The organism is Streptomyces sp. NPDC054887, assembly GCF_053610585.1.
This window is the reverse complement of the sequence record NZ_JBSGYQ010000021.1, coordinates 1-14,520: the sequence shown is the minus strand read 5'-3', so window position 1 is coordinate 14,520 and position 14,520 is coordinate 1. Positions and strand designations below refer to the sequence as shown.

The following is a 14,520-nucleotide window of genomic DNA, read 5'->3' as shown; positions in this document are numbered from 1 at the left end:
CGCGTCATGGTCAACCTCGCTGCGCAGCAGGTGCCAGGCGGAGCAACCAGGCGCTCCCCCACTCCACCATGACCGTGGTCTTCATAGCGTCGTTCGTAGACCGGGCTGGGCACTGTCCTTTGCCTCCGGCGTCGGCATCGTGTTCCTGCTTCGCGGTGATGAGGCCCAATGACGACAAGGGACCGCAACTGCCCAGGTGTGATGGCTCCAACTGATCGTTCAGTCGCAGTCGCGAACCAACTACCTCGTACAGGTGGTCGCCGTCGGTCTCCCGAGGAGGGCGAGGCCCGTCGCCTACGAATGGCATTGATACCGCTGATCGCAGGGAACCTGCCATACTCCGGGTGTGCCCCCTTTCACGAGCGTCGTCGCGTACGCCCCACCCGGAGTCGGCATGCTTGCCGTCGGCATCGTCGCGGAGGTGTTCGGCCCCCACGGTGAGGGAGCGCCCGGTTTCGACTTTGACCTGTGTAGCGATCGGCCGGGGGCCCTCACCTCCGACATTGGTGTACCGCTGACGATCGCGCACGGACCGGGGCGGTTGGACGCTGCCGACCTCGTGATCGCCCTGCCGGGCGCCGGCTTCCGCACGCCACCGGGGCCCGACGTGCTCGACGCCCTGTCCCGTGCACACGGGCGAGGGGCGCTGGTCGCCGCGCACTGCGTCGGTACGTTCGCGCTGGCCGCCGCGGGCCTGCTTGACGGCCGCCGTGCCACCACGCACTGGCGGTTCGCCGGGCTGCTGGCGCGCAGCTATCCGACGGTCACTGTCGAGCCCGATGCCCTGTACCTCGACGAGGGGCCGATCGTCACCGGCGCGGGTGCCGCGGCGGGGGCCGACCTGTGCCTGCACCTGATCAGGCGCGAACACGGCGCCGCTTTGGCCAACCACATCGCGCGGGACATGGTGCTGCCCTCGCACCGCGATGGAGGCCAGGCCCAATACCTGGCCGTGCCGGTCCCCGAGGACGGTGAGGACGAGCGTCTCGCCGAGGTGCTCGCCTGGGCCCGACAGAACCTTCACGAGCCACTTCCGGTCGCGGAGTTGGCAAGGCGAGCCGCGATGAGCAAGCGCTCCTTCGCCCGCCGGTTCAGTGCCACCACCGGCACCACCCCGCACTCCTGGCTTCGGGACCTCCGGCTGAGCAGCGCTGAGGAACTCCTGGAGACGACCGACCTGCCGGTCGAGGAGGTCGCCCACAGGGTCGGCTACGGCAGCGCGGCGGTCCTGCGTGAACAGTTCGTCCGCCGCCGCGGCGTCCCGCCCCGCTCCTACCGTCGCTCCTTCGCCCGCACAGCCTCTTCCTGATGGCAGCTCAGCAGAAATGGCCGTCGCCGGCGCGCCTTGATGGGCGCGCCGGCGAGCTGTCGGTGGTTCCGTCTTACCTGGGCTGTCCCCAGTCGAGGTAGTGGCGGAGCCGTCGTCGTTGCGCAGGTGGAAGCGGGCCTGGGAGGGGCGCCAGATGCCGATGTTCGCCGCAGACGCTCCGTTGCCGCCGTCCCAGTTCCCAGCGGCGGGAGCGTCGTTGCCGCCGCCCCAGTCCAGGACCACGAGGCTCCCGTCGTCCATGCGCAGGTGACTCCTCCCTCTCCTAAAGGAGGGGGCTTCTCGCTATGCCTGGTTGGCGTTGCGACGGACCAGCCCGGTCCGTAGTACGTTCAGGGCGCCTACCGTGTCCGCGTGCGCCTGGTGGCCGCAGGACTGGCAGTGGAACTTCTCCTGTGTGGGCCGGTTCTCCGTGGCGGTGTGCCCGCATTCGGGGCACCGCCGTGAGGTGTTGCGGGGGTCCACGGCGATCCGCCCCGGTAGAAGCCCTCAAGTCCGACGCCCCCGCGCGCGGCGAGATGGAGCTGCTCCAGGCCTATCTCGTCACGCGCGATCCCCCGCGCGAAGCATGAGAGCCGCCCCGAGGCCGAGGCCACGGGCCCCCGGGTGCTTCTGAAAGTGGTAGACCGTGCCCCAGTGCGCGACGAGCGGGTCGAGATCGCGGCGTGCTTCAGCCATCCGGCGAGGATGCCGTCGACCATGGCGATCAGGAGACGGCTTCGCTGCGGATTCAGACCGTCGACGATGCGGTCGGCCGCTGAGGTGACTCGTCAGCCCCGACCGGGCGGGAACGGAACCCCGGCGACCCCTCCCCCGCTGCTGACCTTGATCCAGCAGTCGACAACGGCCTGCCTCAACTCCACGCTGAAGTCATGGGGTTCTACGATCGGCAGGAATCCAGGGTTATAGCTGTTGGTCATGACGGTGGGTGTCGCAAGCCGTTCTCGTCAGACGGTGCACAGGCTGAGGAGCAAGGCATTGCGAAGCTATGGGCCGCGGTGGGCGTGGATGGCCCATGATGGTGCCGCCATGTCGTGGACCCGTTGTGCCCGCGCAGCGCGTCGCGTCGGCCTGGGGCCGGCGAACGGCGTGCTGGTGGCCGCTGCCCGGTCCGGGGTGTTCACCGCGGCCACCACGGGGCTCGCCGTTACGGGCCATCATCTAGTTTCGGGGCATCCGGTGCAGTGGCCGGCCACCCTGGTCGCTGCCGGGCTGCTCTTCTGCCTGGCGCTTCCTTTCTCACGGCGGCCGCGCTCACTGCCCATGGTCGCGTCGGCCACCGGAGCCGCTCAGACTGGGCTGCACCTATGGCTCGTACGAGCCGCTCATCGCGGCCGCGACCCGCACGCGGAGCATGGCCCGGACAGCGATGCACCGGCCGCCTTCGAGCCCTGGCACGCCGGACAGCACGGCGGCGCCGCGATGACGGCCGCCCATGTCGCGGCCGCGCTACTGGTGGCTTGGGGCATGCAGCGCGCCGACGCCGCGTGCCAGGCGCTCGCGGATGGGGTCGAAGGCGTACTCCACCAGTGGTTCGTGCATGTCGCTCCGCCACACCGGCTGGTCGCGGTGCCGCGCGCGCTGCGGCCGGCCGGCACCCGATCACACCCACCCTCTCAAGGCACGGGGGTGCTGGCACACGCGGTGGTACGCCGAGGTCCGCCCTCGCAGTGCGCTCTCCCCCCCCTTGACCTCGGGGCGCGCTCAGGCGCGCCCGCACGTATGCGAGACCCTCTGGGAGTAACGCCATGTCCCGCACCAACCCTGCGCACACCGCACGCCGCCTCTCCGTTGCCACCGGCGCTGTTCTGGCAGCCGCCATCGTCTTCGCCGCCCCCGCCTCGGCGCATGTGGAAGTGGAGTCGGCGAGCGCCCGCTCGCTCGCCGAGAACGTCACCCTGGACTTCACCGCCGAATCGGAGTCCGACAAGGCCGGCATCACCAAACTGGAGGTGATCCTGCCCAAGGGCATCGAGGCGGCCGACGTCACCTACAAGGAAGGCCCGAAGGGCTGGAAGCTGACCGCCACCGAGCGGGGATACGCCGTCTCGGGACCGGCGGTGCCTGTCGGCCAGGACGCCTCCTACTCCGTCACCGTGCGGCAGCTGCCGGACGCCAAGTCCCTGGCGTTCAAGACCCTGCAGACCTACAGCGACGGCCGTCTGGACCGCTGGATCGAGCTGGAGAAGCCCACCGACGGCGGGCACGGCAGCCCCGCCCCCGTCCTCGCGCTGAAGGCGGCCGAGCCGGGAGCCAAACCGGTCAGCCCCAGCCCGACCACCGAGCCCACGACAGCCGCGCCCTCCACCCCCGCCGTCACCGACCCGACGGCCTCCAAGGCTCCGGCCAAGGAAGACAACGAGGACGCCGCCGAGAACAAGGACGACGGCATGAGCCCCGCACTGCCCATCGCAATCGGCGCCGCAGTAATTGTCCTCGCCAGTGGACTGTGGTGGTACAAGCGCCGCAACACACAGGACGCTTCCTGACGTAGGACTCACCCCCTGCGGACCCGTGGAAGACGGGTCCGCAGGGCACCGGCTCCAGCCATCAGCGCAGGCCGGGCGCCATACAGGCTGAGCCGCCACATTGCCTTACACGAGGCCCAGCACATACCAAGGTCTGGGCCGTCGGCCATGAGAAGGCCGGCGAAAGATCGTCGAGGTGTACGGGACGTTCACCGAGAAGACGACACGGCCTGAGCTCGACGGGTGCCTTGCACGTCGCTCACTGGCCCATGAGACGGCGACACCCGACCGCCCCACCAGTCCGCCGCCAACGCGTAGGCCACAGCGGCTCAGATTCCGGGAACGCCCACAAGCGCTGCGCCCAGCCCCAGCACGGCGCACACGCCGAGGGTGCGCAGGACGCTCCAGCGGAACTTGAAGATCAGCAACACCGCGATCACCGTGATCGTGAGAGCAGCAGGGCGCAGTGTGGCCAGGTCGGGCAACATGAGGTGTACCGGGCCAAGGGTCTTGGCGTCCACGGTGGTGAACAGGGCGTGCTCGGCAAAGTAGAGGGCGAGGTTGGCGATGACGCCGACGACGGCGGCCGTGATACCGGTCAGGGCGGCGGAGATTCGGCGGTTGCCGCGCAGGCGCTCGATGTAGGGGGCGCCGAGGAAGATGAACAGGAAACACGGCACGAAGGTGACCCAGATGGTGAGCAGGGCGCCGAGCAGGGCTGCGGCCCATGGTTCGAGGCTGCCGGGGTCGCGGTAGGCGCCGAGAAACGCGACGAACTGCACCACCATGATCAACGGGCCGGGAGTGGTCTCGGCCAGGGCCAGGCCGCTGACCATCTCCTTGGCGCTGAGCCAACCGTAGGTCTGCACGGCCTGCTGCGCGACGTAGGCCAGGACCGCGTAGGCGCCGCCGAAGGTGACCAAGGCTGTCCCCGAGAAGAACAGGCCTTGGGTGGTGAACACGCTCCCCACACCGGTCAGCGCCGCGACGGCGGCCACCGGGACGGCCCACAGCAACAAGCCGACGGCGAGGATCCGCCAAGTGCGTCGACGGCTTGGCTGCTCGTGATGCAGGGCGTCGTCCGGGATCAGCGGCGGCTCCCCCTCAGTGGCCCCGGACCCGGCCGCGGGCGTAAGAGCGTCCGGTTTGTAGCGGCCGATGAGCCAACCGGCGAGTGCAGCGGCGGCGATGACGGCGGGGAACGGCACGGCGAACAGGGCGAGCGCCGCGAAGGAGGCCGCCGCTAGGGTGATCAGAAGCGGATGAGTCAGAGAGCGCTTCGCTACCCGGGAAACAGCTTGGACGACGATGGCGACCACCGCAGGGGCCAGGCCGGCAAACACACCGGTGACGGCCGCCGTCGCGCCGAAAGCCACGTAGAGGGCGGACAGCGCCAGCAGTGCGAGGACGCCGGGCAGGACGAACAGGGTGCCGGCGATCAAGCCGCCACGGGTGCCGTTGAGGAGCCATCCGGTGTAGATGGCCAACTGCTGGGCCTCAGGGCCCGGCAGAAGCATGCAGTAGCTCAGGGCGTGGTTGAACCGCTGCTGGCCGATCCAGCGCTTGTCCTCCACGAGTGTCCGCTGCATCACCGCGATCTGCCCGGCCGGTCCGCCGAAGGTCTGCCACGAGATGGCGAACCAGGCACGGACCGCCTGCCGAAGCGCGATGACGTCACCGCCGGCGGCGGCGCGACCGGCTTCGTTCGGAGGGCTGGGGGGCTGGTCGGTGGCGGTCACCGGCACTCTCTTCCGTCCTGACGAAGCCGTGCAAGACGGCAGGAAGCGGGGGGCGACCCGGCCGTACGCGACCGCGCACGCCGCCCCGCCCCACTGCTGGAAAGCCATGGTCACATCAGACTTCGGGTTACTGGAAGAGAAATCCGGGGGATGGGCGTGAACAGTTTGTTGCAGCTTGCGGATGCGGACGGAAGCTGAGCAGGCACCAGGTGAGCATCGCCGCCGAATCTCGGTGAGTTCTGCTCTCCTACCATCAGCCGCGGGAGCCCTCCACCCTGCGGATCAACGTATGTCGCAGACTCAAGTTTGAGGGGCTGCTCAGCGCGGCGGTATGCGGACTGACGTCCTGGACGTGTGCCATACGAGCGTTGCTGGAACATGGGCGAGCCGCTGACCGGATCACCTGTCAGTTGTACTTCGGGCCTTCAGTAATCACTCTTGCAGCCGAGCCTCTGTTGCCGGCGCGGACCTGACAGCAGAGACAACTGGCAAGACGGTGAAGGACATCGCGGACGGATCCAGGCGGTCTACACGTCCAACGCGGTGGGAGGTCCGCAGTCACTCCCCGACGAATAGACCGCGCTGAAATGCGGCCATTGGGGCACGACAGCGATCACCCTGCCCGGACCCCCGTCCCGCGGGACGGGGAGCGGGAAGGGCGGTGGGAGTGGAGGACGAGCAGCGCCAGGGCGCCTGTCACTGCTGACCAGGCGAGGGAGAGCAGGCCGTGGGACCAGGAAATGTGCGCGGTGAGGGCTGAGCTCAGCGCCAGCTGGGTCACGCCGTACAGGGGAAGGGCGGATACCCCTGCCACATCCATGAGTGTGTTGAAGACGGGGTTCTGCAGTCCGGTGTCGACCAGGCTGAGCATGATGATGAGGAAGAAGCCCTCCAGCTCGCCACGGACCAAAGAGCCGAGCAGCAGGCCGATGCCGCCGTAGGCGAGGCCAGCGCCCGCAAGGGCCAGCGCCAGGAGGGCCGTGTGGCGTACGGGCAGGGAGATGGACAGCAGGACCGTAGTATAGAGGGCCAGCAGGGCGGCGGTGAGCGCTACGGCGGCAAGCTTCGCCAGCAGCATCGGCAGCCGGGGGTAGCCGGCCAGCAGCAGACGGCGGTCCATCTGCCGGGACTGGAAGGTCTCGGTGAAGGCGATGAAGCCGGCGACCATGGTGATGGCGCCCAGTGCGCTGGCCACCTGGCCCAACCGGCTGGCAGGAGCGGAGACGGTGGCGCTGGTGGCGTCCAGCCAGATGCGCACCACTTGGTCGGAAGTGCACAGGCGTGCCACAGCAATCCAGATGGGGATGAACGCGACCGCCAGAACCAGGGCCAGCCGGTTCCGCAGGTGGCCCAGCAAAGTGCAGCGCAGCAGTTCAGTGAATGCCGTCCAGGAGAGCCTCAACGGTCGATCTCCTCGAAGTGCAGACGGCCCTGGCGCAGATGCGCGATCGCGTCGAAGTGGTGCAGGTCGTGCAGCAGGTGAGAGACCACGATGATCGACCGGCCCTGATCACGCAGATCGGCGGCGAGGGTCCAGAACCGCTGATGGGTGTCCCAGTCGAAGCCCTGGTAGGGCTCGTCCAGAACGAGCAACTGCGGATCGTGCATGAGAGCGATCAGCAAATTCAGCTTCTGTCGCGTGCCACCACTTAGTTCGCCGACCTGCTGTCGCAGGCAGCCGGTCAACGCCAGCAGCTCCAACAGCTCGCCGACGCGCTCAAGTGTCGGGAGCCGGTAAGCCATCTGGAACAACCGCAGATGCTGACCGACGGTGAACGCCTCGTTCAATACCGCCTGTTGTGGGCAGTACCCCACCGCCCCGATGCGTGTCACCGTTCCGCGATCGGGTGCGAGGTGTCCCACAGCGATCTGCAAGAGAGTGCTCTTGCCCGCCCCGTTCTCGCCGACGACTCCCACCAGCGTCCCGGCCGATACGGCAAGATCGATGTCCTGCAGTACCTGCCTGCCGCCGTACGCCTTGCGGACTCCGCTCATCCGCAGCCGCGCTGTTACTGCCTGCACATAAGCCCCTCAAAAGATGCGACAAGTTACGCGAGGCGGCCCAAAACCCGCCGCAGATAACGAGGCCGCACAGGCTCATGTCCCCTGGTCCGTCCGGCTCATGACCGCTCAGCTGGCTCGGGCGGACGATCCGGCGGCCCCCTGCGCAAGGCGGCGCACTGCTGCCCAGTTCAACGAGCCCGTACCGCCGGTGTAACGGCAGCCACCCGCTGTTCCGGCGAACAGTCTGCATCACCACTCCACAGGCCCGTACCTTCCCGTCGAGCGTGACGTGAGCCGCAGTCTGCCGTTAAACAAGCCGATGCCCCCGACACCACAGCCAAACTTCCACGCGCCTACGATCGTGATCGGAGCCGGTCCCCACGGCCTGGCGGTCGCCGCACTACTGCGCCGCTCCGGACTACCGGCCGTGATCCTGGAACGGTCGGACCGAGTCGGAGCAAGCTGGGCGCAGCGCTATGACCATCTGCGCCTGCACACCACACCCGGCACCTCGAAACTCCCCGGCCTGCCGGTGCCGCGCCAGTTGGGCCCGTGGGTGAGCCGGGACGACTATTTGCGATACCTGGAACGCTACGTCACCCATCACCAACTCGACGTCCGGGTGAGCACCCCGGTGTGGCGCATCGTACGGGCCGAGCCAGGTTCGGGAGCACAATGGCTGGTCCATACCCCCAACGGCCTGGTGTCCACCGGTGCGGTCGTGGTGGCCACCGGCCGGTGCCACACCCCCAACACTCCAGCGTGGAAGGGGCGTTCGACCTTCACCGGCACCCTGCTGCACTCGGCTCACTATCGCTCTCCGGCCCCCTACCGCGGGCGGGACGTCCTGGTGGTCGGCGCCGGTAACAGCGGTACCGAAATCGCCGGTGCCCTGGCCGGGGCCGGGGCCGCACGGGTACGGATCGCAGTCCGCACCCCACCCAACATCCTGCCTCGCTCAAGCGCCCGATGGCATGCGATCGGCCGACTGACGGAGGCCCTCCCACTCGCGTGGCGCGACCGCACCTCCCTGCTCACACAACGTCTCGCGGTACCCAACCTGACCTCGCGGGGACTGCCCCGGCCTCGCACCGGCCTGTACACCCGCAACGCCCGCGAAGGGGTCAACCCGGTGCTCGACCACGGCTTCGTAGACGCCGTCCGGTCCGGTCGGGTCGAACCCGTCGCGGCCGTCCAGGCGTTTGACGGCCCCGACGTGCAACTCGCCGACGGCACCCTGCTGCGACCTGACACGGTCATCGCCGCCACCGGGTACCGGCCCAACCTGCACGACCTGGTCGGACCCCTGGGCGTCCTCGACCAGGCCGGGCAACCCCTCGCTGCAGGGGCACAGACCCATCCCGAAGCCCCACTCCTCTACTTCGCCGGATACACCAACCCTCTCACTGGTGTCCTTCGTCAGGCGGGCATCGAAGCGCGCTCCATCGCCCACGCGTTACGACGGGAGACGGCGCGGGTCTCCTTTCCCTCCCCCCGTGTTGGCGACCGCACGGCCGACACGGGTCACAGACGGCACACCCCGAACTGACGGGGTGCGAAAAGCTCAGCCCTCCAACGGCATGCCCACACAGGGCGAGTGGCAGGCGTCGCCCTACGGCGACACACTCCCTGGCCCTTGACGGTCACCGCCATGGAGGCGGCCAGTGGATCGTGCCCGTGCCCTGTAACGGGTGGTAGCCGTCCCCGACGCGGAGAAGGCCAGATGTCCCGATACGGGATAGCTGGCGGATGCTCCTCGGTGACGTAGGTGGCTGTCTCACCGCGACCCCGGCACTCGGTCCGCTGGCCCTCGGACGGCAGGCATCGCCCCGACTGTTGCGGCGGACTGTGGTGGCATGGGCGGGTTGTGTGCCAGTGAGCACCGACCTTCGCGCCTGGTACGCCGGCTGGTTGCACAGTCGGTAGGAGTGCGTCACACCGTCCGAGCCAACCTTTTCACCTTCGGCGCCGCAAGCCGCATCGTGAGCGCGTGACCCAGGCCGCTCAAACTTGGACGGCACCGCTCAACTTTCGATGGCACAGGGCAATAGATGGCGGCTCCGTCCGATGGTTGGCGGCTGCGGTGAACGTCTGAGCGAGGACGGCTCCGACGTCGCGTCGTCGACCTGCCGGACACGCAAGAGCGGCGACATCGAGTGTCCCGATGCCCGCCGCACCGCACGAGGGCCCCGGCACCGGCGAGTAGGTGTTAGCGGCGGTCCATCACGTGAAGCGTGCCGTAGGCGGCGCCATGGCCTCTTCACGCCATGGCCTGTTCACCTCCCATGGCGCCCGCGGGGATGGACTTGACGATCGCTGCCAGCCGGGGTGTTAGGCCGTCGGCGTTGAGTTGGGTAGCGGCCGGCCGGGCCGACCTGGGGTTTCGGCGGTGTGCATGTGGTGCTCCCCCCTGGCGGGATCTTGCGTGAGGGGACAGTAACCCGCCAACCGCGACAAAGGGAACACTGATTCGACCACCGCGACGTCGCTGGGTCGGGCGGCTGGCGCGGGCGGCCCCGTTGCCTCCGCCGTGGGAGCCGACGCCGCCTTCCAGGCGCGGAAGGCGGCGGCTGGCGCAGCGGTGCGTGCCCGCGCGGGCCCGGCGCGTCGCAGGACTCCGCCTCGATCACGGGCCTGCCTGGCGTCGATTACGTCGATCTTCGGACCGCTCGCCTGTCATGCGCACAGGCCGGTTCGGGTCTGCTGCCTACAGGGCGACGCCGGAGGTCCCTTTCGCAGACGAGGTGCCGACACACCCGTTCGGCCAGGCTCAGCGCGCGGTGGACTGCCGGTCGTCGTACGGTCTGGCGGAAGGCCGTCTTTCAGACAGGACTGGCGGCTGCGGCCCTGCGTTCCATTCGCACGTTGCGTAGGGCCGCACACCGCACCTCGGGAGCACGCCGAACGCCGAGAGCTCAGCCCGGTGAATGGAGCCCCAGGACGACGCCGATGTGGTGATCACCCAGGCCGCGCAAGATCATCCCACCCTGGCCGGCAATGACGGAACACGTACTTAGACGCCACCTTCAGGCGGAGTCCTGACGGCAGCCCCATGGACCCTGCGCAAGCGCCCAAGCTGTAGACGGTAAAGGAGAACGTCCTGGAGCGGTGCTGCGACCTGGTCGCGAACGGGCTGCCCTTCGGCAGGCAGGTACCACTGGATCGGCAGACTGGTGGACTTATTCAGTAATGTTGCGCTAGGGGGTGGGAAAGAGCAGAGGCGGGAGGGGAACAGGAGGCGACCATGACCGTCCTCGCCATGTTTCTTCTCATCATCGGGACGATTCTGATCCTGCTCGGGACGGTCCTGCTCGCTGTCGGTGCAATCGTGATCCTCATAGGGATTGGTCTTATTGCCGTTGCGGCCTTCCTACTGATCCGCAGGCTGCTGAGGCGCCACCAGTAGCAGTGGCAAGGCCGAGTGGGTGCAGGCGCAGGCGCAGGCAGGGAACGGCTGGGCGCGGCGGCCGGAGAGATCGGACCAGATCAGGCCCGAGGCGTCGAGGTGTCGTCGGCACCTGGCTCGGCCGCGGTTTCTGTGATGAGGATCGTGACAATGGCCGGGCCCGGGGTGTCACGGGTGGCTGCTTTGCTTACCGCTGCACGGACGGCGCGGGCGACCTCCAAGGGGTGGTGCCCGGGGGCCACCCCGAGTTGGACCTGGATGTGCCTGCCGGGTGGATGATCGCTGTGTTCCATCGTGACTGGTCGGCTTCCCAGCACCGCGGTGAGTCGGGCCACGCCCGCAACGGCCGCTGCGGCGTCGGCCAGCCCCTCGTGACGTCCCCACGAGGTTGTCACTCCGGCCCCCGAGGGGTAGCTTCGCGTGGGTGCCGATTCCGGCGGTGGGCTCATGGCCTGGTCCGAGGTGCGTGCTCCGGCATTGTTCTCCGGGCCCTCGAGGAGGTCCGTGACGCGCAGATCGACTGCGACGGTAGGCAGGCCGAGCTGCTCTTCGGCTGTGTTGAGCAGTCTGGTCCTCAGCTGTTCGGCGGTTTGGGGCAGTGGCTGCCCGATGGATGCGGTGAGGGTGGCCTCGATCCGGAGCGGGCCGGGCGGCAGCGCGCCGGCCGGTGGACGGACGGACGGCTGTGACACGGGCTCGAGCGGTGCTGGTCCGATACGCAGGGTCTCCAGCCGGAGACCGGGAATCTCCGCGGCCGGGCGTCGGAGGGCGTGGGCGGCGGCGTACTCGGTGATCCACGTACCGTCGTCGGGCCTGCCGAGTGGGAGTTTCCGGCCCAGGTAGAGCTGGCGCTGTGCTGCGTGAGTCCGCACCTCACTCACGACCTCTCACCCCTACGTCTTGGCGCTGTGGCCCTTCACCAGCGGCACTCCGGATCGGAGCCTCCGGAAGGGCTCTTGGATAGCGGCGCTCGCGGCATTCGCACTCCTAGGCCATTAACCGAACAAAAGCCCTAATCTGACTGTAATCTGTTTGGAGAGTGTCGAACGACTACATGTTGGAAGGACCGCCTGATGGCTGAGAACGCCGACGTCAGGCAGGGCGGTGCGCCCGGCTCGCGCGGTCGGACGACGGTCGCCGATGTGGTGGTGGAGAAGATCGCCGGAATCGCAGCGCGGGACGTACGCGGCGTCTATGCCCTGGCAGTAGGTTCGCGCGCTCGATGGGGTCCATGCGCGAGCGGATACCGGGCCCCGGCGGGGTCAAGTCCGTGACACGCGGAGTCAGTGTCGAGGTAGGGGAACTGCAGGCGGCCATCGATCTGGAGATCGTCGTCGACTATGGCGTTTCGATCACGGACGTGGCCGGTTCGGTGCGGGAGAGCGTGATCTCCGCGGTGGAGCGGATGGCAGGTCGGGACGTCGTGGAAGTCAACATCATGGTCAGTGATGTGAAGCTGCCCGACGAGGAGGGCGAAGGGGAAGAGCGGCAGCGGATCGAGTAGCCGGGATTGAGCCGCTGCCTGAGTGAGGGAGCGTGTGATGAGCAGGGCCATGGTGGGCTTGATGGCCGGGATGGCGCTGGGTTTCGCCGCGCATTTCGGCGGCTTCTGGGCTTTTGTGTTGGTGCTGGGGCTGGGAGCCGCCGGCCTCGTGGTCGGGCGGCTTATGGAAGGCGATCTCGAGCCGGGCAACTTTGTCCGTCGCCGGGACCGGCAGGAGCGGATTCGCGATGATCGGAGACGGGCTCGAGGAGACTGGCAGCGGTGACCAGCGAAGCCGGTTGGAGGCCGGCCAGGCCGGCCATACCGCGTGCGGAGCGCGGGGCGATCATCGTCGCCGACCGGGTCGTCGCGAAAATCGCTTCCCGAGTGACGCGTGAGGCGCTGGGCCATTACGCCGGACCCATCAGCCACGTGTCGCCCGATCGCCGGACGCCTCGCGTGACGGCGTCCGTGCACCGGCCCACGCGGGGGGCAATAGCCCTGCGCGAAACGCCGGGTCTGCCGCCCGACGGCAGGCGGTGATCGGCGAGATACGAATGCACATCACTGTCGAGCTCGGCTATCCGTCCGACATCAGAGCCCAGTGCGCCGCAGTGCGCCGAGAAGTTACCGAACGGCTTAGGGCATGGGCCGACATGGATGTGTCCGACCTCGTGGTGTCGGTCGAGACGCTGCACTCAGTGCATTCGCGCCACGCGGGCCAAAAGAGGGTGCGATGAGCGCGAACACCTCGCGGCAGCCCACCGGTACTGGCCGCCTTCCCCCTGATACCAGACGGTAAGCAAGGGGCGATTGACACATCAGGCCTGCTGGCGCACCGTTCCTGGTCGACGCGGCGTAATACCGCGGCCATGGCGGCACTGCTGTCCGCCGTCGTGAACGCATGTCTGGACATGCCACGTTGAGAATCACTGCCACCGGTGGTGCACGGCGGATTCGATGGGGAATCCGCCGTGCACCGTCAGTCGATGAGCGGGTCTGCGGCAGCGTGCTGTCTAGCCCTTGTGGCTCGCCGGCTTGTTGCCGTAGCCGTAGCTGTAGACGTCGTCCTCGTTGCCGTGGTCGGGCTTGCCGTGCCCTTCCTCGTGTCCGTGGCCCGGCTTGTCACCGTGCTCCGGCCCGCCCGGCTTGTCGTCGTGGTGGCCGGGGCCGCCGGGCTTGTCGTGGTGGTGGCCGGGCCCGCCGGGCTTGTCGTGGTGGCCGGGCTTGCCGGGCTTGCCGCCGTGCCCGCCGGTGGTGTTGCCGGCGATGTTGCCCTGGGTGTTCCCGCCGGCGGTGTTCCCGGCGGTATTCCCGGCGGTGTTCCCGGATGTGTTGCCCTGCGTGATGCCGGAGGTGTTGCCCTGGGTGTTCCCGGCGGTGTTGCCGGAGATGCTTCCCGAGGTGCTTCCGCCCACGATGCTGACGATGGGGCCGCCGAGGACGGGCCCGCCCAGAACTCCTCCGCTGATCAGGCCACCGGTACTTCCACCGGTGGTCGCACCGGCAGTCGTACCGGCGGTCGGGCCGGTCGTGGTACCGCTGGTGGTACCGGCCGTGGCTCCAGTGGTCGTGCCCGTCGTGGTCCCGGTGGTGGTACCGGTCGTGGTGCCGGTGGTCGTACCGGTCGTGGTGCCGGTGGTCGTTCCCGACGTCGTTCCACCGGTGGTGGTCGCACACCCGCCGAGGAAGATCCGGTTGGTGTCGAGCGTCACGGCACCGTTACGGGCCAGCGCACGGCCCTCGATGTTCGTCCCCGTGGTCACACTGATCGACGTCAAAGCCATGATCGTGCCGACAAAGGTGGAGCTGGTGCCGAGCGTGGCCGAACTCCCGATCTGCCAGTACACGTTGCACGCCGACGCGCCGTTCGTGAGCAGCACCCGGCTGGACGATGCCGTCGTCAGCGCTTCCGGAATCTGAAACACCCAGACCGCGTTCGGGTTCCCCCCGGCGTCCAGAATCAGGTCACCATTGAGTCCGACACCGGATACAGCGGTGTGGACCCCCGGAAGCAGCGTATTGCCATTGCCGATGCCCGCCGGAAGCGCGAAGTCGGTGGCCTGGCCAGCCGCATTGTTGTACGCCTGGAC

Annotated in this window: 9 protein-coding genes and 2 pseudogenes; 6 read left to right on the top strand and 5 right to left on the bottom strand. The window is 68.4% G+C overall.

The annotated features are described in order from the left end of the window. The first annotated feature begins 394 nt into the window (after positions 1 to 394). On the top strand, positions 395 to 1,309 hold the full coding sequence (locus ACWGH0_RS14445; RefSeq protein ID WP_453404543.1) for a GlxA family transcriptional regulator: 915 nt from the start codon (positions 395 to 397) through the stop codon (positions 1,307 to 1,309). Between the two features lie 303 nt (positions 1,310 to 1,612). Here the strand turns inward: ACWGH0_RS14445 and ACWGH0_RS14440 are convergent. Then, positions 1,613 to 1,798 (bottom strand): annotated as a pseudogene (locus tag ACWGH0_RS14440) (zinc ribbon domain-containing protein); the annotation flags it as partial. 1,277 nt (positions 1,799 to 3,075) lie between these two features. Here ACWGH0_RS14440 and ACWGH0_RS14435 point away from each other — a divergent pair. After that, on the top strand, positions 3,076 to 3,816 hold the full coding sequence (locus ACWGH0_RS14435; RefSeq protein ID WP_453404484.1) for a DUF1775 domain-containing protein: 741 nt from the start codon (positions 3,076 to 3,078) through the stop codon (positions 3,814 to 3,816). A 308-nt stretch (positions 3,817 to 4,124) separates the two neighbouring features. Here ACWGH0_RS14435 and chrA read toward each other — a convergent pair whose 3' ends face one another. The 3 genes from chrA to ACWGH0_RS14420 form a co-directional block, all read right to left on the bottom strand. Further along, positions 4,125 to 5,534, bottom strand: coding sequence for a chromate efflux transporter (gene chrA / locus ACWGH0_RS14430; protein WP_453404483.1), 1,410 nt, complete (start codon positions 5,532 to 5,534; stop codon positions 4,125 to 4,127). Between the two features lie 613 nt (positions 5,535 to 6,147). After that, on the bottom strand, positions 6,148 to 6,936 hold the full coding sequence (locus ACWGH0_RS14425; RefSeq protein WP_453404482.1) for a hypothetical protein: 789 nt from the start codon (positions 6,934 to 6,936) through the stop codon (positions 6,148 to 6,150). Then, positions 6,933 to 7,529, bottom strand: coding sequence for an ABC transporter ATP-binding protein (locus ACWGH0_RS14420; RefSeq protein ID WP_453404542.1), 597 nt, complete (start codon positions 7,527 to 7,529; stop codon positions 6,933 to 6,935). Before ACWGH0_RS14420 ends, ACWGH0_RS14425 begins: the two co-directional genes overlap by 4 nt. Positions 7,530 to 7,857: 328 nt before the next feature. Here ACWGH0_RS14420 and ACWGH0_RS14415 point away from each other — a divergent pair, with 328 nt between their 5' ends. From ACWGH0_RS14415 to ACWGH0_RS14400, 4 genes and pseudogenes are all read left to right on the top strand, one after another. Beyond that, entirely contained in the window at positions 7,858 to 9,087 is a 1,230-nt protein-coding gene (locus ACWGH0_RS14415) for a flavin-containing monooxygenase (RefSeq protein WP_453404541.1), read from the top strand. Between the two features lie 1,695 nt (positions 9,088 to 10,782). Further along, positions 10,783 to 10,944, top strand: a complete 162-nt coding sequence (locus tag ACWGH0_RS14410; RefSeq protein WP_453404481.1) for a hypothetical protein — start codon at positions 10,783 to 10,785, stop codon at positions 10,942 to 10,944. Between the two features lie 1,073 nt (positions 10,945 to 12,017). Beyond that, positions 12,018 to 12,448 (top strand): annotated as a pseudogene (locus ACWGH0_RS14405) (Asp23/Gls24 family envelope stress response protein). 37 nt (positions 12,449 to 12,485) lie between these two features. Continuing rightward, a complete protein-coding gene (locus ACWGH0_RS14400; protein WP_453404480.1) occupies positions 12,486 to 12,713 on the top strand; it encodes a hypothetical protein in 228 nt (75 codons plus the stop codon). Positions 12,714 to 13,443: 730 nt separating this feature from the next. Here the strand turns inward: ACWGH0_RS14400 and ACWGH0_RS14395 are convergent. Beyond that, positions 13,444 to 14,520 (bottom strand): ice-binding family protein (locus ACWGH0_RS14395; RefSeq protein WP_453404479.1); only part of this gene is annotated, 1,077 nt, incomplete at its 5' end.

Bases quoted from the DNA above. Each gene is read 5' to 3' on its own strand.
- ACWGH0_RS14445 (WP_453404543.1), top strand. From the start codon at position 395: ATGCTTGCCGTCGGCATCGTCGCGGAGGTGTTCGGCCCCCACGGTGAG.
- ACWGH0_RS14435 (WP_453404484.1), top strand. From the start codon at position 3,076: ATGTCCCGCACCAACCCTGCGCACACCGCACGCCGCCTCTCCGTTGCC.
- ACWGH0_RS14420 (WP_453404542.1), bottom strand. From the start codon at position 7,529: ATGAGCGGAGTCCGCAAGGCGTACGGCGGCAGGCAGGTACTGCAGGAC.
- ACWGH0_RS14415 (WP_453404541.1), top strand. From the start codon at position 7,858: ATGCCCCCGACACCACAGCCAAACTTCCACGCGCCTACGATCGTGATC.
- ACWGH0_RS14410 (WP_453404481.1), top strand. From the start codon at position 10,783: ATGACCGTCCTCGCCATGTTTCTTCTCATCATCGGGACGATTCTGATC.
- ACWGH0_RS14400 (WP_453404480.1), top strand. From the start codon at position 12,486: ATGAGCAGGGCCATGGTGGGCTTGATGGCCGGGATGGCGCTGGGTTTC.